Source organism: Methylobacterium sp. 190mf, assembly GCF_900107945.1.
Classification (GTDB): domain Bacteria; phylum Pseudomonadota; class Alphaproteobacteria; order Rhizobiales; family Beijerinckiaceae; genus Methylobacterium.
The window spans coordinates 69639-88038 of sequence record NZ_FNVI01000006.1; the positions used below are offsets into that span (position 1 = coordinate 69639).

General features: G+C 69.9%; 15 protein-coding genes and 1 tRNA gene. 3 read left to right on the plus strand and 13 right to left on the minus strand.

Going from position 1 to position 18400, the window contains the following annotated elements; genetic code table 11:
• Nucleotides 1–73: 73 nt before the first annotated feature.
• On the minus strand, nucleotides 74–691 hold the full coding sequence (gene rpsD / locus C4T42_RS08840) for a 30S ribosomal protein S4 (protein ID WP_010686187.1): 618 nt from the start codon (nucleotides 689–691) through the stop codon (nucleotides 74–76).
• Between the two features lie 193 nt (nucleotides 692–884).
• Between rpsD and C4T42_RS08845 the strand changes: the two genes are divergently transcribed.
• Entirely contained in the window at nucleotides 885–1364 is a 480-nt protein-coding gene (locus tag C4T42_RS08845; RefSeq protein WP_020093228.1) for a GNAT family N-acetyltransferase, read from the plus strand.
• A gap of 130 nt (nucleotides 1365–1494) precedes the next feature.
• Here the strand turns inward: C4T42_RS08845 and C4T42_RS08850 are convergent, their stop codons facing one another.
• Complete coding sequence (locus C4T42_RS08850) at nucleotides 1495–3129, minus strand: alpha-D-glucose phosphate-specific phosphoglucomutase (RefSeq protein WP_103985000.1); 1635 nt, start codon at nucleotides 3127–3129, stop codon at nucleotides 1495–1497.
• A 217-nt stretch (nucleotides 3130–3346) separates the two neighbouring features.
• Between C4T42_RS08850 and C4T42_RS08855 the strand changes: the two genes are divergently transcribed.
• Nucleotides 3347–4459, plus strand: a complete 1113-nt coding sequence (locus tag C4T42_RS08855; RefSeq protein ID WP_049961816.1) for an alpha/beta hydrolase — start codon at nucleotides 3347–3349, stop codon at nucleotides 4457–4459.
• Nucleotides 4460–4515: 56 nt separating this feature from the next.
• Here the strand turns inward: C4T42_RS08855 and scpA are convergent, their stop codons facing one another.
• From scpA to C4T42_RS08900, 9 genes are all read right to left on the minus strand, one after another.
• Nucleotides 4516–6681 (minus strand): methylmalonyl-CoA mutase, encoded by a 2166-nt coding sequence (gene scpA, locus C4T42_RS08860; protein ID WP_020093231.1) that lies wholly within the window; start codon nucleotides 6679–6681, stop codon nucleotides 4516–4518.
• A gap of 117 nt (nucleotides 6682–6798) precedes the next feature.
• Nucleotides 6799–7518 carry an SURF1 family protein gene (locus tag C4T42_RS08865; RefSeq protein WP_020093232.1) on the minus strand — a complete coding sequence of 240 codons (720 nt, stop codon included), beginning with the start codon at nucleotides 7516–7518 and terminating at the stop codon, nucleotides 6799–6801.
• A 74-nt stretch (nucleotides 7519–7592) separates the two neighbouring features.
• The gene (gene cyoD / locus C4T42_RS08870; RefSeq protein ID WP_020093233.1) at nucleotides 7593–7988 is read right to left on the minus strand and encodes a cytochrome o ubiquinol oxidase subunit IV; all 396 of its coding nucleotides are present in this window, start codon (nucleotides 7986–7988) and stop codon (nucleotides 7593–7595) included.
• On the minus strand, nucleotides 7985–8617 hold the full coding sequence (gene cyoC, locus C4T42_RS08875) for a cytochrome o ubiquinol oxidase subunit III (RefSeq protein WP_020093234.1): 633 nt from the start codon (nucleotides 8615–8617) through the stop codon (nucleotides 7985–7987). The genes cyoD and cyoC overlap by 4 nt, the downstream gene beginning before the upstream one ends.
• A 4-nt stretch (nucleotides 8618–8621) precedes the next feature.
• Nucleotides 8622–10622: a cytochrome o ubiquinol oxidase subunit I gene (gene cyoB / locus C4T42_RS08880; protein ID WP_020093235.1), complete on the minus strand. Its 2001-nt coding sequence runs from the start codon at nucleotides 10620–10622 to the stop codon at nucleotides 8622–8624.
• A 75-nt stretch (nucleotides 10623–10697) separates the two neighbouring features.
• Nucleotides 10698–11930, minus strand: coding sequence for a ubiquinol oxidase subunit II (gene cyoA / locus C4T42_RS08885; protein WP_020093236.1), 1233 nt, complete (start codon nucleotides 11928–11930; stop codon nucleotides 10698–10700).
• 139 nt (nucleotides 11931–12069) lie between these two features.
• Complete coding sequence (locus C4T42_RS08890; RefSeq protein ID WP_103985001.1) at nucleotides 12070–13401, minus strand: MFS transporter; 1332 nt, start codon at nucleotides 13399–13401, stop codon at nucleotides 12070–12072.
• A gap of 168 nt (nucleotides 13402–13569) precedes the next feature.
• Nucleotides 13570–15756, minus strand: a complete 2187-nt coding sequence (locus tag C4T42_RS08895; protein ID WP_103985002.1) for a glycosyltransferase family 2 protein — start codon at nucleotides 15754–15756, stop codon at nucleotides 13570–13572.
• Entirely contained in the window at nucleotides 15756–16799 is a 1044-nt protein-coding gene (locus C4T42_RS08900; RefSeq protein ID WP_103985003.1) for a hypothetical protein, read from the minus strand. The genes C4T42_RS08895 and C4T42_RS08900 overlap by 1 nt, the downstream gene beginning before the upstream one ends.
• Nucleotides 16800–17275: 476 nt before the next feature.
• Here C4T42_RS08900 and C4T42_RS08905 point away from each other — a divergent pair.
• Nucleotides 17276–17350: transfer RNA gene (locus C4T42_RS08905), tRNA-Val, on the plus strand.
• A 217-nt stretch (nucleotides 17351–17567) separates the two neighbouring features.
• Here C4T42_RS08905 and C4T42_RS08910 read toward each other — a convergent pair.
• Together C4T42_RS08910 and C4T42_RS08915 are read right to left on the minus strand one after the other, a co-directional pair.
• Nucleotides 17568–17786: a hypothetical protein gene (locus C4T42_RS08910; RefSeq protein ID WP_020093240.1), complete on the minus strand. Its 219-nt coding sequence runs from the start codon at nucleotides 17784–17786 to the stop codon at nucleotides 17568–17570.
• Nucleotides 17787–17825: 39 nt separating this feature from the next.
• Entirely contained in the window at nucleotides 17826–18155 is a 330-nt protein-coding gene (locus tag C4T42_RS08915; protein ID WP_020093241.1) for a hypothetical protein, read from the minus strand.
• Nucleotides 18156–18400: the final 245 nt, after the last annotated feature.

Consider the following 18400-nt stretch of genomic DNA (forward strand, 5'->3'; position numbering starts at 1 on the left):
GGGACTGAGGTATCGAAACGCGAAGGGGCCGCCCGAACGGGCAGCCCCTCCATCGGTCGCCGGGGCGACAGGATCAGCGGGAGTAGAACTCGATGACGAGGTTCGGCTCCATCTGCACCGGGTAGGGCACCTCGGACAGGCTGGGGATGCGGGTGACGCGGGCGGTCATCTTGGCGTGGTCGGCCTCGATGTAGTCCGGCACGTCGCGCTCGGAGAGCTGGGTCGCCACGATGACGATCTCCAGCTGGCGGGACGACTCCTTGACCTCGATGAGGTCGCCGGCCTTCACCTGGTAGCTCGGGATGTTGACGCGGACGCCGTTCACCTTGACGTGCCCGTGGTTGACGAACTGGCGCGCGGCGAACGGGGTGGCGACGAACTTCGCCCGGTAGACCACGGCGTCGAGGCGGCGCTCGAGCAGGCCGACGAGGTTCTCGCCGGAATCGCCGCGCAGGCGGATCGCCTCGGCGTAGTAGCGGCGGAACTGCTTCTCGGTGATGTTGCCGTAGTAGCCCTTGAGCTTCTGCTTGGCGCGCAGCTGCGTGCCGAAGTCGCTCATCTTGCCCTTGCGGCGCTGGCCGTGCTGGCCGGGGCCGTACTCGCGGCGGTTGACGGGGCTCTTCGGGCGGCCCCAGATGTTCTGGCCCATGCGGCGGTCGAGCTTGTGCTTCGCCTGAATCCGCTTCGACATATCTTCCGCGTCCTCTCGTGACGAGAATGAGGAACGCGCCCTCCTTTTCCCGGCCCTTCGCGGTCCGGGACGACAGGGCGGGAAGATCCCGCCCACGGGTGCGCGTGAAAACGCGACGGGGCCCCGTGCGGAGCCCCATCGACGGGCGGGTCTTTAGGGGACGGACGCGCCGCGGTCAACCGTGAGAGGTCAGATGAACGAGTCAGTCGCGCTCCGGCGCGGTGCGCCCGCGGACGCGGACGCGATCCGGGCGCTGGTGGAGGCGGCCTACACGAAGTGGATCCCGGTGATCGGCCGCCTGCCGATCCCCATGCGGGCGGACTACGCGCAGGCTCTGCGGGACCACCGCTTCGACCTGCTGGTGGCCGGCCCGGATCTCGCCGGCCTGATCGAGACGCGGACCGAGGCCGATCACCTTCTGGTCGTCAACGTCGCGGTGCATCCGGCCTTCCAGGGCCGGGGCTTCGGCAGCCGGCTGATGGGACGCGCCGACGCCGTCGCGGGCGAGGCCGGGCTGACGCGACTGCGCCTCTACACCAACAAGAAGTACACGGCGAACCTGCGCCTCTACGGGGCACTCGGCTACCGGGTGGAGCGGGAGGAGCTCTACGACGGACCGGGCCGGACCCGCGACGACGACGTCACCGTGCACATGGTGAAGGACCTGGTTTGAGGAAATCGGCGCCGGCCCTGCCGCCATCGCGCGCGCAGCGAAGCGACCCGGAGTCGCGCGCCGCCGTCGAGCGTGGCGCCTCTGGGTCGCTTCGCTCCCCGCGCAGAGACGGGACGTCTCCCGGCTCCCCTCAGGTCACCACGCTCGGCTCAGGCCTTCCGGTGCGCGGCGCGATCTCGGCGATCGCGCGGGCTGCGGCGGCCACCGGGGCCAGCACCTCGGCCACGGCCAAGTCGAGCCGGTCCGGCGCGTTCTCGTAGCGCTCCAGGTAGACCCGCAGCGTCGCCCCGGCGGTGCCGGTGCCCGAGAGCCGGAACACCGCCCGCGCGTCCTCGGCGAAGCCGATCCGGATGCCCTGGCGCTCGGTGAGCGAGCCGTCGACCGGGTCGCGGTAGGCGAACTCGTCGGCCGTCGACACCGTGAGGTCGCCGATCCGCGTGCCCGGCAGCCCGGCGAGCTTCTCGCGGAGCGCGTCCATCAAGCCGTTGGCGGCGTCGGAATCGACCTCCTCGTAATCGTGGCGGGCGTAGTAGTCGCGCCCGTAAGCGCGCCAATGCGCCCGCACCAGCGCGTCGGCGCGCTCGCCGGTGGCGGCCAGGATGTTGAGCCAGAGCAGCACCGCCCAGAGCCCGTCCTTCTCGCGCACGTGGTTCGAGCCGGTGCCGGCGCTCTCCTCGCCGCACAGGGTGATGAGGCCCGCATCCAGCAGGTTTCCGAAGAACTTCCAGCCGGTGGGTGTCTCGTAGGCCTCGATGCCGAGGGCGGCGGCGACCCGGTCGGCGGCGCGGCTCGTGGGCATGGACCGCGCGACACCGGCGAGCCCACCGGCGTAGCCCGGCGCCCGGTGGGCGTGGGCGGCGAGCAGGGCGAGGCTGTCGCTCGGCGTCACGAACAGGCCCGGCGCGACGATCATGTTGCGGTCGCCGTCGCCGTCCGAGGCCGCGCCGAAATCCGGCGCGTCCGGGCCCTGCATCAGGTCGAACAGGTCGTGGCAGTGGACCGGGTTCGGGTCCGGGTGGTGGCCGCCGAAATCCTCTTTCGGAGTCGCGTTCACCACGGTGCCTGCGGGGGCGCCGAGCATCCCTTCGAGGATCGCCGTCGCGTACGGCCCCGTCACCGCGCTCATGGCGTCGAAGCGCATGCGGAAGCCGGAGGCGAACAGCCGCGACACCGCGTCGAAGTCGATCAGCGTGCGCATCAGCTCGGCGTAATCGGCCACCGGGTCGATCACCGTGACCGTCATGGCGCCGAGGCGGGTGTCGCCGAGCGTGTCGAGGTCGAGGTCCGGGGCCTCGACGACGCGGTACTCGGTCAGCGCCTTGGCCCGCGCGAAGATCGCGTCGGTGACGGTTTCCGGCGCCGGGCCGCCGTTAGCGGCGTTGAACTTGATGCCGAAATCGCCCTCCGGGCCGCCCGGGTTGTGGCTCGCCGAGAGGACGATGCCGCCGAGCGCCTTGGCCTTCCGGATCACGCAGGAGGCGGCCGGCGTCGAGAGAAGGCCGCCCTGCCCGACCAGGACCCGGCCGAAGCCGTTTCCGGCGGCCAGCCGCAGCGTCTTCTGCACCACCTCGCGGTTGAGGAACCGGCCGTCCCCGCCGAGCACCAGGGTGGCGCCCGCCCTGTCGGGCAGGGTGTCGAAGATCGCCTGGACGAAGTTCTCGACGTAGTTCGGCTGCCGGAACACCGGCACCTTCTTGCGCAGGCCGGAGGTGCCCGGCTTCTGGTCGGGGAAGGGCGTGGTCGCGACGGTCGTCGGGGTCGTCATAAGCGGGCGTCTCCCGGGCTCTCCCGCCTCAATGCCCGCGCGGAGGCGCGGCGTCACCAGCCCCGGCGACAGGGGCGGGCTTTTATCACGCGGTTTCGCCGGATCGGGCGACGGAACCCGCCGCCTGTCCGCCGCCGGCCGCCCCGGAGCGTTGCGCCCGCCGGCACCCGCCGGTTCAATCGCCCGAGCCGCCGGACAAGGCGGACCGGAGGAAACCATGGCGGACAGACCGATGCGGACAGATCCGAACGGGGCACGACCGGGCCGGGGCCTGGCCCGGCGCGAGCTGGTCGGGGCGCTCGCCGCCGGGGCGGCGGTCGCGGCCGCGGCGGCCCCTGCCGTCGCGGCTCCCGCGGCCCGGCTGGCCACGGAAGAGTTCCGCCTCCCCTGGAGCGAGCCGGGCGTCGACATCTACGTGCGCAACAAGCGCCCGGCCGGCACCGACACGTTCCCGGGCGACCGGATCCTGCTCTACGTGCACGGCTCGACCTACCCGTCCTCTACGGCCTTCGACCTGCCGCTCGGCGGGATGTCGGCCATGGACTACCTCGCGGGCCTCGGCTTCGACGTCTACTGCGTGGACCTGCCGGGCTACGGCCTGTCGGGGCGCCCGGCCGCCATGGACGCGCCGCCGGACGACAACCCGCCGCTGATGCGCACGCCCGACGCCGCCAAGGTGGTGGGGCAGGTCGTCGACTTCATCAAGAAGCGGCGCGGCGTCGAGAAGATCGACCTGATGGGCTGGTCCTGGGGGACCTCCACCATGGGGCTCTACACCAGCACCCACAACGACAGCGTCAACCGCCTCGTCCTCTACGCGCCGCAATGGCTCGCGCGCACGCCGGGCCTGATCGGCGGCGGTGGCAAGGTCGGGGCCTACCGCACCGTCAGCCGGGACAGCGCCCGGGCCCGCTGGCTGACCGGGGTGCCCGAGGACAAGAAGGCCGACCTGATCCCGGCGGGCTGGTTCGACCAGTGGGCCGACGCGACCTTCGCGACCGACGCGGACGGGGCGAAGCGGTCGCCGCCGGTCCTGCGCGCGCCGAACGGCACGGTCGCCGACAAGGACGCCTACTGGGCGGCCGGCAAGCCGCTCTACGACCCGGGCGAGATCCGCGTGCCGGTGCTGATCATCCACGCCGAGTGGGACGCCGACCTGCCGAGCTACCAGGCCCAGGAATACTTCGCCAAGCTCACCCACGCCCCCTACAAGCGCTTCGTCGAGCTGGGGGAGGGCACCCACACGGTGATGATGGAGAAGAACCGCATGCAGTTCCTCCACGCCGTCGGGGCGTTCCTCACGGAGGCGGACCCGCAGGCGCTGAACTGAGGCGCCTCGGCAATGAGGTCCGCGGCGGCCAGCTTGGCCGCCGCGGGAGGCGCGTCCTACTCCGCCGCCTGCCGGGCCGCGTAGCCCAGCCGCTCGTTCAGCGCGCGGATCAGCTTGGCTGCCGCCTCGGCGATCACCGTGCCGGGCGGGAAGATCGCCGCCGCGCCGGCCGCCGTCAGCGCCTCGTAGTCGCCCGGCGGGATGACGCCGCCGATGGCGATCATCACGTCGTCGCGGCCCTGCTCGGTGAGCGCCGCCTTCAGCTCCGGCACCAGCGTCAGGTGGCCGGCCGCCAGCGACGAGACGCCGACGATGTGGACGTCGTTCTCCACCGCCTGCCGGGCGGCCTCCGCCGGCGTGGCGAAGAGCGGCCCGATATCCACGTCGAAGCCGAGATCCGCGAAGGCCGAGGCGATCACCTTCTGGCCGCGGTCGTGACCGTCCTGGCCCATCTTGGCGACCAGGATGCGCGGCCGGCGGCCGTCGTTCTCCTCGAACGCCTCGACCAGCGCCCGGACTTCCTCGACCACTGGCGACATGCCCCCCACCTCACGCTTGTAGACGCCGGAGATCGAGCGGATCTCGGCGCGGTGCCGGCCCCAGGCCTTCTCCAGGGCCTCGGAAATCTCACCCACCGTCGCCTTGGCGCGGGCGGCCTCGACGGCGAGTTCGAGCAGGTTGCCGGCACCGTCGGCGGCCTTCGTGAGCGCCTCGAGCCGGGCCGTCACGGCGGCCTCGTCGCGCTCGTCGCGCAGGCGCTTGAGCTTGTCGATCTGGAGCCGGCGGACATTGCCGTTGTCGACCCGCAGCAGCTCGATCGCCATCTCGTCGTCGGCGCGGAACTTGTTGATGCCCACGATGGTCTGCCGGCCGGAATCGATCCGCGCCTGGGCGCGGGCGGCGGCCTCCTCGATGCGGAGCTTCGGGATGCCGGCCTCGATCGCCTTGGCCATGCCACCGAGCCCGTCGACCTCGCGGATGTGCTCCCAGGCGCGGGCGACCATGTCGGCGGTGAGCTTCTCCACGTAGTAGGAGCCGCCCCAAGGATCGACGATCCGGGTGGTGCCGCTCTCCTGCTGCAGGAACAACTGGGTGTTGCGGGCGATCCGGGCCGAGAAGTCGGTGGGCAGCGCCAGCGCCTCGTCCAGCGCGTTGGTGTGGAGCGACTGCGTGCCGCCCTGCGTCGCCGCCATCGCCTCGATGTTGGTGCGGGTGACGTTGTTGAACACGTCCTGGGCGGTGAGCGACCAGCCCGACGTCTGCGAGTGGGTGCGCAGGGCGAGCGACTTCTCCGACTTCGGATCGAACCCCTTCACGAGCTTCGCCCAGATCAGGCGCGCGGCCCGCATCTTGGCGACCTCCATGAAGAAGTTGGTCGAGATCGCCCAGAAGAACGACAGGCGCGGGGCGAACTGGTCGATGGTCAGCCCGGCCGCCAGCCCGGCCTTGATGTACTCGACGCCGTCGGCGAGCGTGTAGGCGAGCTCCAGGTCGTTCGTGGCGCCCGCCTCCTGCATGTGGTAGCCGGAGATCGAGATCGAATTGAACTTCGGCATGTTCTTCGACGTGTAGGCGAAGATATCGGAGATGATCCGCATCGATCCCTTGGGGGGATAGATGTAGGTGTTACGGACCATGAACTCCTTGAGGATGTCGTTCTGGATCGTGCCCGCGAGCTTCTGCGGCGGCACGCCCTGCTCCTCGGCGGCGACGATGTAAAGGGCGAGGATCGGCAGCACCGCGCCGTTCATCGTCATCGACACAGTCATCTCGTCCAGCGGGATGCCGGAGAACAGTGTGCGCATGTCGTAGATCGAGTCGATCGCCACGCCCGCCATGCCGACATCGCCCGAGACGCGGGGATGGTCGGAATCGTAGCCGCGGTGGGTGGCGAGATCGAAGGCGACCGACAGGCCCTTCTGCCCGGCCGCGAGGTTGCGGCGGTAGAAGGCGTTCGAATCCTCGGCCGTGGAGAAGCCGGCATATTGCCGGATCGTCCAGGGCTGGGTGACGTACATGGTCGGGTAGGGGCCGCGCAGGAACGGCGCGATCCCCGGATAGGTGTCGAGGAACTCGATGCCCTCCCGGTCCTCCGGCCCGTAGCGGCCCTTCACCGGGATGCCCTCCGGCGTCATCCAGGGCTCGCCGAGCGCCGGGGCCGACACCGCGAGCGATTCGCCTGAGAACGGGACTTCGGCGAAGTTCGGGATGCGGGAGGTCATGGCGTTGACTCGTTGTGGCGTTTGTCACGCCATTATAGGGACCCGCTCGGAGCGGGCTACTCCCCTATCGGTCAAGCCTCGCGCGGAGGCCGCGCGGCGCCGGCGCCCCGGCAGGCCTCAGCGGACCTCGACGTCCCGGTCCCCCGGGCCGCGCCGCAGCAGGTAGATCACGGCGCCGGCGAGCATCAGCGCCATCCCGTACCACGTGATCGCGTAGACGAGGTGGTTGTTGGGGAAGGCGATCACCGTGAGGCCGCCCACCGGCAGGCCGCCCGGATTGGGTGTCGCGTCCGCGTCCACGAAGTAGGGGGCGACGTCGGTCAGGTCCCGGGCGGCGGCGATCGCTGCCACGTCGCGGGAATACCAGCGGCCGTCCTTCGGATCGTTGGCGCGCAGGAACGCCCCCCCGGGCTCGGTCAGCCGCAGGAGGCCGGTCACCGCGGTCTCGCCGGCGACCTGCCCGGCCGCCCGGGTCGCCGGGTCCCGACGGTCGCCGGGCACGAAGCCGCGATTGACCAGCACGACGGTCCCGTCCGGCCGCCGCAGGGGCGTCAGCACCCAGAAGCCGCCGCCCAGCTCGGTGACGGCCTGAACCAGGGTCTCGCGATCGTGCAGGAAGGTGCCGGAGAGCCGGACATGCCGGTAGGCGTCGTCGGGGCCGACGCGCGGCCACGCGGCGGCGCCGGGCGCCGGCACGGGCGGCGCGTGGACCCGGGCATCGACCCGGGCGATCAGGTCGAGCTTCCAGGCCCGCCGCTCCACCTGCCAGGTCCCGAGCCCCAGCAGCACCAGGAAGACGAGGCCCGCGCCGGCGCCGAACACGGCGCGCCGCAGCAACGAGAGCGGGGCCGGGGAGGGGCCCGGATCGGACCCCCCTCCCGACCCCGCGGGTCTCGAAACCGAACGCGCGCTCAGCGGGCGTTCTTCATGACGTCGTGGGCATCCATCGGCATCATGTTGTGGTTGAGGTGGTACATGACCCACACCGAGCCGGCGAGCATGATCACCACCAGCGTGATGGTGAAGATCAGTGCCATGAAGGTCCAGCCGCCCTCCGACTTCGTGCTCATGTGCAGGAAGTAGATGACGTGCACGACCATCTGGACGCCGCCGAGCGCCAGGATCACCAGGGTGGTGACGAGGCTGTTGTCGAGCACGTTGCCCATCACCAGCCAGAACGGGATCACCGTCAGGATCACCGACAGGACGAAGCCCGTCATGTAGCTCTGGAAGGTGCCGTGCCCGCCCTCGCTGTGGGCGTCGTGGTGGCCGTGCCCGGCGGCGGCGTTGTGAACGTCGGCGCTCATTCGAGCACTCCCATCAGGTAGACGACGGTGAAGACGCCGATCCAGATCAGGTCGAGGAAGTGCCAGAACATCGACAGGCACATCAGCCGGCGCTTGTTCTCGACGATCAGGCCGCGCTTGCTCACCTGCACCATCAGCACGACGAGCCACAGGATGCCCATCGAGACGTGCAGGCCGTGCGTCCCGACCAGGGTGTAGAACGAGGACAGGAACGCGCTGCGCCAGGGCGGCGCGCCCTCGTGGAACAGGTGAACGAACTCGCGGATCTCCAGGGCCACGAAGGCGACGCCGAACAGGCCGGTGATGGCGAGCCAGATCTGCGTCTGCTTCACCCGGTCCCGGTCCATCTCCAGCATGGCGAAGCCGTAGGTGATGGACGAGAACAGCAGCATGGCGGTGTTCACCGCGATGCCCGGCAGGTCGAACAGCTCCTTCGGGGTGGGGCCGGCCGCGTAGCTGCGCCCGAGCACCCCGTAGGTCGCGAACAGGGTCGCGAAGATGAGGCAATCGCTCATCAGGTAGAGCCAGAACCCGAGCATGGTCGAGCCCTCGGAATGATGGCCCTCCTCGTCGGTCTGGTAGAAGACCGGCGCCGCGGCGCCGGGGGGTGCAGTCTCCGCGTGCATCATCGGATCACGCCATCTCCAGTTCGCGCGTCCGCTGACCTTCCGTCCGACTGACGACGTCGGCGGGAATGTAGTAGTCGCGATTGTAATTAAAGGTGTGGGCGATCGCCACGACGAAGATCGCCACGAAGCTGAGGATCGCCAGCCACCAGACGTACCAGACCATGGCGATGCCGAAGGTGAAGTTCAGCGCCGCCAGGATCGCGCCGGCCGCGGTGTTCTTGGGCATGTGGATCGGCCGGTAGCCCTTGAGCGGGCGGTCGAAGCCGCGGTTCTTCATGTCCCACCACGCGTCGGAATCGTGGACCACCGGCGTGAAGGCGAAGTTGTAGTCCGGCGGCGGCGAGGAGGTGGACCATTCCAGCGTCCGGCCGCCCCACGGGTCGCCGCTGAGGTCGCGCAGCTTGTCGCGGTTCCGGATCGAGACCACGAACATGATGATCTGCGAGGCGATGCCGCAGGCGATCAGCGCCGCGCCGAAGGCCGCGATCACGAACCAGATCTGCAGCGACGGGTCGTCGAAGTGCTGCATGCGCCGGGTCACGCCCATCAGGCCGAGCACGTAGAGCGGCATGAAGGCGACGTAGAACCCGGTCACCCAGAACACGAGGGCCATCTTCCCCCAGAACTCGTCGAGCTTGAAGCCGAAGGCCTTGGGAAACCAGAAGGTCACGCCGGCGAACATGCCGAACAGCACGCCGCCGATGATCACGTTGTGGAAGTGCGCGATCAGGAACAGCGAGTTGTGCAGGACGAAGTCCGCCGGGGGCACAGCGAGCAGGACGCCGGTCATGCCGCCGATCACGAAGGTGACGATGAACGCCACCACCCACAGCATCGGCACCTCGAACCGGATCCGGCCGCGGTACATCGTGAACATCCAGTTGAAGATCTTCGCGCCCGTCGGGATCGAGATGATCATGGTCGTGATCCCGAAGAACGAGTTCACGTCCGCGCCCGAGCCCATCGTGAAGAAGTGGTGCAGCCACACGAGGTAGGCGAGGATGGTGATCACCACCAGCGCGTAGACCATCGAGGTGTAGCCGAACAGGCGCTTGCCGCAGAAGGTCGAGGTGATCTCCGAGAACACGCCGAAAGCCGGCAGGATCAGGATGTAGACCTCCGGGTGACCCCAGATCCAGATCAGGTTGAAGTACAGCATGGCGTTGCCGCCGAGGTCGTTCGTGAAGAAGTGCGTGCCGACGTAGCGGTCGAGCGACAGCATCGCGAGAACGGCCGTGAGGATCGGGAAGGCGGCCACGATCAGGATGTTGGTGCACAGCGACGACCAGACGAAGATCGGCAGCTTCATCATGGTCATGCCGGGCGCCCGCATCTTCACGATGGTGGCGATCAGGTTGATCCCTGAGAGCAGCGTCCCGATGCCGGCGATCTGCAGGGCCCAGATGTAGTAGTCGACGCCCACGCCCGGGCTCATCGCCGCCCCGGAGAGGGGCGGGTAGGCCAGCCAGGTGGCGCGGGAGAACTCGCCGACGAAGAGCGAGACCATCACCAGCATGCCGCCGGCGACCGTCATCCAGAAACTGAAATTGTTCAGGAACGGGAAGGCGACGTCGCGGGCGCCGATCTGCAGCGGCACGGCGAAGTTCATGAGCCCCGTGACGAACGGCATCGCCACGAAGAAGATCATGATCATACCGTGGGCGGTGAAGATCTGGTCGTAGTGGTGCGGCGGCAGGAAGCCCTGCTGGTCGCCGAACGCGACCGCCTGCTGCGAGCGCATCAGGATCGCGTCGGCGAAGCCGCGCAGCAGCATGATGCCCGCGAAGATGCAGTACATGATGCCGATCTTCTTGTGGTCGATCGACGTGATCCAGTCACGCCACATCGGCCCCCAGAAGCGGTAGTAGGTGATGACGCCGAGCACGGTGAGGCCGACGACGGCCACGCCGGCGAACGTCCCCTGCAGGATCGGCTCGTGATAGGGGATCTGCTCGATCGTGAATCGCCCGACGAGCAGCTGCTGTAGGTCCAGGTTTGCGAACATGGGATCGGCCCGTTCAGTGGGTTCGACGGCGACCGCCGGTTGTGTGTGTGGAGTCCGCTGTCAGCACGCGCGGCCTCACTGGTTCAGCTGCTTCGGGGCGATCTGGATGCCCCCGCTCCGACCCCCGCCGGAGCCCTGGCCCGTGGCGTCGGGCGGCGTCGTCTGGCCCCGGACGTCCGGGTTGCCCATGTCGGGTCGCGGCTGCATGCCCTGCGGCTGCGTCTGGCCGTGCGGCGCCGTTCCGGAGGCCGGCGCCGTCGCGCCCGGCCCCTCGACGCCGCGCTCGGCGAGCCGGTTGTCGTACCGGAGACGCGCGTAGTTCTCCGCGGCCTCCGTGCCGGTGGCGCCGCCCTGCGCGTCGATCTTCGCCATCTCTCCGACGCACATCTGGTCGGGCCGGGGGCACATGCCGATGATCCGGTCGTACAGGCCCTTCATGTAGGACTTGTAGAACCGCGCCGGCTCGGCCTCGCTCGGCTCCTCCAGCTTCAGGTAGGCCTCCTGGGTCAGCTCGCCGCCCTCGGCCTTGGCCTTGGCGATCCACTGGTCGAACTTGTCGGTGGTCAGGCCGTGGAACTTGAAGAACATGTTGGAGAAGCCGGCGCCGCTGTAATGCGCCGAGCGGCCCTCGTAGGCGCCCTCGCGGTTGATCACCGCGTGGAGCTGGGTCTGCATGCCCGGCATCGCGTAGACCATGCCGGCGAGCGTAGGCACGTAGAACGTGTTCATCACGTCGGTGGCGGTGATCTTGAAGCGGATCGGCCGGTCCACCGGCGCGGCCAGCTCGTTGACCGTGGCGATCCCGTATTGCGGGTAGAGGAAGAGCCACTTCCAATCCATGGCCACGGCCTCGACCTCGAGCGGCACCGTCCCGGCCGGGACGTCGCGCTTCGGGTCGATCTTGCTGAGCGGCCGGAACGGATCGAGGGTGTGGGTCCCGATCCACGTGAGGGCGCCCAGGGCGATGATGATCATCAGCGGCGCCGTCCAGATCAGCACCTCGAGCTGCGTCGAGTGGTGCCATTCGGGATCGTAGACCGCGTCCTGGTTGCTGGCGCGGTAGCGCCACGCGAAGATCAGCGTGAAGGCGATCACCGGGACGATGATCAGGAGCATCAGCCCGGTCGCCGCCAGCACGAGGTTGCGCTGCTGCTCGGCGACGTAGCCGGCCGGGTGCAGGACCACGAAGTTGCAGCCGCCGAGCAGGGTCAGGAGCGGCAGGGCGAGGAGCGGCAGGAGGCGCCGAGCGCGACCGCCTCGGCGGGTCGCGGTGTCGGTCCTGTCCGGTCGATGGATCGTGGATGTCACAGCACGCGTCTCGTCATCCCAGGCCGCTGCCGCGGCACTTCTGCCATGCCGCTGCCGCGGCGCTTCTGCCGTACCGCGCGAGGCGGCGTTCCAGTCAGCTCACGGGCGGGCCGGGCGGCCTGCGCCGCCGGCCGCCGACTCACATCTGGCGCAGTTCCGACCGGTCGGTGAACAGGGCCACGAGGCTGCAGACCGCGCCGGAGAGGAGGTAGACGCCGATCATCGCCAGGCCGTAGCGCTGCGACAGGAACAGGGCCACCAGGGGCGCGAAACCGGCCCCGATCAGCCACGCGAAGTCGGAGGTCAGCGCCGCGCCGGTGTAGCGGTAGCGGTTGCCGAGGCGGGCGCTCACCGCTCCCGCGGTCTGGCCGTAGGCGAGGCCGAGCAGCATGAAGCCGATCGTGACGTAGATGGTCTGGCCGATGGCGCTCTCGCCGAACAGGAGCGGCGCGATGATGCTGCCGACGGCGAAGAAGCCGATCAGCGAGCTGCTCATGATCAGGCAGTTGCGGCGGCCGATCTGGTCGGCGATCAGCCCCGAGGCCGCCACCGCGCCGGCGCACACGATCGCGCCGGAGAACTGCACGATCAGGAACTCGCCCGGCGAGCGGGTCGTGCTGTTCAGCGCGAGCCACGCGATCGGGAAGATCGTCACGAGGTGGAACAGCGCGAAGGCGGCGAGCGGCACGAAGGCGCCGCGGACCACGTCGCCGGCGTGGTGGCGGAACAGCTCCAGGGCCGGGACCGGGCGCAGCCGGTCGAGGTCCATCATCCGGGCGAACTCGTCGGTGGCGACGAGGCGCAGCCGGGCGAACAGCGCGACCACGTTGATGGTGAAGGCGCAGTAGAACGGGAAGCGCCAGCCCCAGTCGATGAAATCGGCCTCGTCGAGATTGACGATGAAGAACGCGAACAGGGCGCTCGCCACCATGAAGCCCAAAGGCGCGCCGACCTGCGGGATCATCGCGTACCAGCCGCGGCGCTCCCGCGGGGCGTTCATGGCGAGCAGCGAGGCGAGGCCGTCCCAGGCGCCGCCGAGGGCGAGGCCCTGCAGGATCCGCAGGCCGGCCAGGATGTATACCGCCGAGATGCCGATGCTGTCGTAGCGCGGCAGGAAGCTCACCGCCGCCGTCGACCCGCCGAGCAGGAACAGGGCCGTGGTCAGCTTGACGCTGCGGCCGTGGCGCCGGTCGATCGCCATGAACAGCACGGTGCCGAGCGGCCGGGCGATGAAGGCGAGGGCGAAGATCGAGAAGGCGTAGAGGGTGCCCTTCAGCGGGTCGACGAAGGGGAAATACACCTTCGGGAAGACCAGCACGCAGGCGATGCCGAACACGAAGAAGTCGAAGTATTCGGACGCGCGTCCGATCACCACGCCGATAGCGATCTCGTTGGGGTGGACCTTGTGGTCTCCCATCGCCTGCTGGGCGTCGCGCTCCAGGCCCGCGACCGTAGGGGTGTTCGCACTCATCTCTGATTGTCGCCCTCGCCGCGCGCCCGTGGGGACGCCTTGGCCGGAACTGCCTCTTGCGGCATGTCCAGAGGTACCGCAACCGGCTCCGGACGCAAGTTTACCCACTGACGCATGCATAGCACCGCGCGGCCGCGACCACCGGTGTCGCCACCGGGTGAGGACCGCTCACACGCGGTAATGGGCGGAATTCCGTGACAGGTTGATGTTGTAATAGGGGTCGGCACGCAGCTCCGGGCCCCAGCGGTCGAGCATGGTCAGCACCTCGCCCTCGAAGCGCTTCTGCTTCTCCGGCGTGTCCTCGGCCCCGCGGCTCTTCGACTCGTGATGAATCAATTTCGCGAAGGGGGTCCAGACGATCCGGTAGCCGGACCGGCGGATCTTCAGGCAGAGGTCGACGTCGTTGAAGGCGACCTTCAGGGCCTGCGCGTCGAAGCCGCCGACCTCCGCGAACACGTCCGCCCGCATGGCCAGGCACGCGCCGGTGACCGCCGAGACCTCGTGGGCGATGACCATGCGGCAGAAATAGCCCGGATCCGCGTCCGCGACGCCGAGATGGCTGTGGCCGGCCACGCCCCCGATCCCGAGGACGATGCCGCCGTGCTGGATCGTGTGGTCCGGGTAGAGGAGCTTGGCCCCGACGGCCCCGATCTCCGGCCGCACGGCGTGGCGGACCAGCTCGGCCAGCCAGCCGGGCTCGAGCACCTCGATGTCGTTGTTGAGGAACAGGAGCACCGCGCCGGTGGCCGCGGCGGCGCCGCGATTCGACAGATCCGAGAAATTGAACGCCCCCGGCACCGGCACGACGCGCACCCGCGGATCGTCCCGGTAGCGGGCGAACAGGGCGGCGGTCTCCGGCTCGCGGCTGTCGTTGTCGACGATGATCACCTCGATGTCGGGGTAGTCGGTCGCGCCGAGCAGTCCGTCGAGGGTCACCGACAGGATCTCGGCCCGGTCGCGGGTCGGGATGATCGCGGAGACCCGCGGCGGCGACGCCGGCAGCGGCCGGACCAGGCGGTTGAAGCCGCCGGGACCGCGCTCCGCGCGGCCGCCCCAGGGCGCCACGACCTCCTCCAGGGCGCGCAGGCGCGCGGCCTCCGCCCGGGCGAGCGCCCGGTCCGAGAAGGTCCCGGAGCCCTGCGCGGCGCGCCAGTGATAGAGCACCCGCGGGATGTGGCGGATGCGGGCGGGGTCGAGCCCGTCGGTCAGCCGCAGCAGCAGGTCGTGGTCCTGACTGCCCTCGAAGCCGGGGCGCAGGCCGCCGACGGCGCGCAGCGCCTCGGTGCGCACGACCGTGAGGTGGTTGATGTAGTTCTGGGCGTAGAGCAGCTCGCGGTCGAAGCAGGACTTGAAGTGCGGGTCGAATCGCCGGCCGCGCCCGTCGATCTTGTCCTCATCGCTGTAGATCAGCACGAGGCCCGGGTCGCGGCGCAGCGCCCGGGCGACCTCGTAGAGGGCGTCCTCGGTGAGCGCGTCGTCGTGGTCCATGAAGGCGCAGACCGCCCCCCGGGCCATGCCCAGCGCGTCGTTGGTCGCCCGGGCGATGTGGCCGTTCTCCATCCGGGCGAGGACGCGGATGCGCGGGTCGGCCTCGGCCGCCCGGCTCAGGATCCGCGGGATCTCGGGGCGCGTGGAGGCGTCGTCCACGGCGCACAGTTCCCAGTGGGGGTAGAGCTGCGCCCGCAGCGAGGCCAGGGCCGCGCGCAGCACCTTCGGGTCCGGATCGTGGACCGGCATCAGCACGGAGATCAGGGGCGGATCGGTCCAGGCGGCGATCTCGGCGGCGATCCCGTCCCGCTCCGCGCGGCGCAGGGTGTGGGTCCCGAGCCAGGCCTCGTAGCCGCTCACGCGCCGGTGGCGCAGCGCCCGGCCGAGGAAGCCCCGCGCGCGCACCTTCTTGCCGAGGATCCGCCAGGTGAAGGCCTGCACGGTCAGGCCGGGATCGCGCAGGAGCCCGCGGGCGGCCAGGACCGGCCGGGCGAGGCGGCGCACGGCGATCCGGCGCAGCCGGACCGGGACGCGCCCGGCCGGGTCGGCGACGCGCAGCTCGACGACGTCCTCGGGCAGGCAGCCGATCCACGCGAAGGCGCCGCCGCCCCGGGCCTCCTGCGGCAGCAGCGTGCCCGCCCGTCCGTCGGGACCGACGAAGCTGATGTCGGGGAGGGTGTCGCGGGCCTCGGCCGGGTCGTTGGACAGGATGATCTCGACCCAGCGGCCCGCGAGATCCGGCAGCGCGACGCGCAGCCCGTCGGAGCCCGCCCGCGCCGGGAGGGCGCGCCGCTTGCCCCAGAGCCCCGTGACCTGCGCCGTCGGGAGGCGGAATTCGGGCACCGCCGGCCCGGTCGAACGCACCATCAACTCCAGCTCTTGTCGACCGAGGCCTTCACGGCATCCGACATGGCCACGTCGAACACGATCATGTCCTCGACCGCCTTGACGCTCTTCAGGCGCTCGGCCAGCGCCAGCGTCTCGGCCGGCACCGGCGGCAGCGCCGGGATCGGCGCGCCGATCCCGAGGCGGTCGAACAGCGTCGACGCGAAGGCGGGGAACCGGGTCTTGTGGCCGACGATCCCGACCCGGGCGAGAATCTCGATCGCCGCGATCGAGTTGCCCGGATGCAGCCGGTCGTCCGGCATGCGGGTCCCGAGCTGGCGGGTCAGGGGGTTGTAGAGCAGCCGGTAGGCGGGCTCGGGCAGCATCCGGAAGAAGCGCTTGAGGCTCTTCACGTCGGAGAAGTCGTACCCGTCCGCGAAGGCGGCGGCCTCGGCCAGCGGCCCCAGGCGCCAGCTGCGCGCCGGATCGGCCGCATCCGTGGCCCGGGCCTTCAGCCAGCGCATTCGGGCCGCCATCTCGATCTGCGGTTCCTGGAGCAGGATGGCCGTGACCATCAGGTCCGGCGTCATGAAGTTCTCGTAGCGCGGGATGGTCACGGCGCCCGACAGGAAGGCCGACGGGGCGGCCGGGCCGGCCAGGACGCAGCTCAGGATCTCGTCCGGCAGCTTGTGGATGCCGAAGTAGCAGTGCTGGAAATACGGGAAGAGCGCCGTCTGGAGGACGGTCTCGGGCTCGATGCCGGTGTTGATCAGCATGGTCCGCAGCCGGATCTGACCCTCGACCGGCATGCGGCGGTAGACCAGCACGTTGGTGTCGGCATCGTAGAGTTCGAGCCGCGGGATCTCGGACAGGCCCGGCACCTCGGCCTCGCTGACCACGAAGGTGCATTGCCCGGTGGCGTGCCAGCCGTTGCGCTTGAACGCCTCGTCGATGACGCTGGCCGGGACCTCGGCCACGCGTCGGCCGTCGACCGCGACCACGACCCGGCTGATGGCGAGGGGATTGTCCGGCACGATCCAGCCGCGGATCGAGTCGCCCTGATCGTGGTCGATGAAGTAGCGCATGTCCTGAAGCGTGAGGCGGCGGCATGCCGGCGCCGAGTGTCCGCCATGTGTCGCGGCGCGGCCGGATGCCGAGCGGCAGGGCCATAGCGCATTTTCCCGTCGGCGTGCACCATGGCGCGTTCGGCCCGGAGACGGATCCCGGCGGGTTGCCCCCGCCGGCTCGTTCTCCCCGTCTCTAAGCCATTGACGCAAAATGCGCTATCCACGCGCGGCGCGGGGCGATCGGGTCGGCGCGCGCCGCGGCCGGACCATTGAGGGACGCGATCGATCGGCCTGGTCACGCAGGTTCCGCTTGCGCCCTCGCCGGGCAGCCGCTATAGGCCCCGCCCACCGGAGCCCGAACGGCGCCGGCCCGGACGCGCAGCTCGGCGGGAGAGCACTACCTTGACACGGTAGTCGGCACTCTCATAAATTACTGAGCAGTCTGGACTATTTCGATGGCTTGCAGGTTCGTCGAACCTGATCGCGGTCGATACGGAGACGTAGCACAGCGGTAGTGCATTCCCTTGACATGGGAAAGGTCACAGGTTCGATCCCTGTCGTCTCCACCATTCGACGCCGTGACTCCCGGCCCGTCTCCAGATTGAACGCCCCAGACTGACGTCACGGCAGGATCGCCCACCGAGAGGGGTTCTCCGAACCCGTCGCGGCCTCCGGAATCGCGCCTGCCCGCTCCTCCCTCACGGCGTCGCTCGTGCCTCCTCTCGCGTGGCGAGACGGCGAGGCTCGAGCAGAACCGATGCCCGACCCGTCGGCGGGACCGGGATCCTACGGGATCGCGGCGCGGGCGAGGGCCGCGCGGCGCAGCCGACAGGCGGCCTCCGTGACACGGCGCGAGCGGTCCCGTCCCGCGTCCGGCCGCGCGCGGTCGCAGGTCTTCGCGACCGCGTCCAGCACGGCCGAGGCCGCCGCCATGAGGGCCAGCGTCGTCGCCGAACCGACCGAGACTAGGAAGAAGATCGTTGCGATGACTTGCGGAGCGGTCATGACGCACCTCCTCGGGTGCTTCGCGGTGATGCGGGAGACTTATGGCCGGTGCGGCGGGAACAGCGTGCGGCCGAGCACGGGCCGCGTCGCGTCGGGCGCACCGCCCGCGGGCTCCGGACGGGGGGAGAACCTCAGCTCGATCGTCCGGCCCTCGCGCGCGACGACCTCGCAGGCTTGGTTCAGCAGCAGGGCGATCGAGACGAGCCGGACGGCCTGCGGTGGCACCGCCTCCGGCTGGACCTCGATCCGCGCCCCGGATGTCCTGAGCTCCCAGATCAGGCAGTCACAGCATTCCTGCGGGTGCCCGAAGAAGATCTGTCCGGTCTTGAAGGCCGGCCTCCAGGCCTCTTCCATGCGGTTCCCGGCCATCGCGATCTCCTACAGAACAACCATTTCAGCCCGTACCGATGAGCTGAATACGCGGTCATTCCGGGCGCGAATTCCGTATCAAACAGCACATCCGGCGAGCGCGCCGGCAATCCTGCCGCCGGCTTCGATCCGGCGATCCGGGGCCCGGCGCGAGGCCCGCCCGGCCGTGGCCGACGCGCGCGGATCGGCCGCCGTCATCAATTGTCCAATACCCGATCGCCCGTCGTTTAATCCTTCGTTAACCA

Coding starts and splice junctions, on each gene's coding strand:
- rpsD (WP_010686187.1), bottom strand. CDS start 691: ATGTCGAAGCGGATTCAGGCGAAGCACAAGCTCGACCGCCGCATGGGC.
- C4T42_RS08845 (WP_020093228.1), top strand. CDS start 885: ATGAACGAGTCAGTCGCGCTCCGGCGCGGTGCGCCCGCGGACGCGGAC.
- C4T42_RS08850 (WP_103985000.1), bottom strand. CDS start 3,129: ATGACGACCCCGACGACCGTCGCGACCACGCCCTTCCCCGACCAGAAG.
- C4T42_RS08855 (WP_049961816.1), top strand. CDS start 3,347: ATGGCGGACAGACCGATGCGGACAGATCCGAACGGGGCACGACCGGGC.
- scpA (WP_020093231.1), bottom strand. CDS start 6,681: ATGACCTCCCGCATCCCGAACTTCGCCGAAGTCCCGTTCTCAGGCGAA.
- cyoD (WP_020093233.1), bottom strand. CDS start 7,988: ATGAGCGCCGACGTTCACAACGCCGCCGCCGGGCACGGCCACCACGAC.
- cyoC (WP_020093234.1), bottom strand. CDS start 8,617: ATGATGCACGCGGAGACTGCACCCCCCGGCGCCGCGGCGCCGGTCTTC.
- cyoB (WP_020093235.1), bottom strand. CDS start 10,622: ATGTTCGCAAACCTGGACCTACAGCAGCTGCTCGTCGGGCGATTCACG.
- C4T42_RS08890 (WP_103985001.1), bottom strand. CDS start 13,401: ATGAGTGCGAACACCCCTACGGTCGCGGGCCTGGAGCGCGACGCCCAG.
- C4T42_RS08895 (WP_103985002.1), bottom strand. CDS start 15,756: ATGGTGCGTTCGACCGGGCCGGCGGTGCCCGAATTCCGCCTCCCGACG.
- C4T42_RS08900 (WP_103985003.1), bottom strand. CDS start 16,799: ATGCGCTACTTCATCGACCACGATCAGGGCGACTCGATCCGCGGCTGG.
- C4T42_RS08910 (WP_020093240.1), bottom strand. CDS start 17,786: ATGACCGCTCCGCAAGTCATCGCAACGATCTTCTTCCTAGTCTCGGTC.
- C4T42_RS08915 (WP_020093241.1), bottom strand. CDS start 18,155: ATGGCCGGGAACCGCATGGAAGAGGCCTGGAGGCCGGCCTTCAAGACC.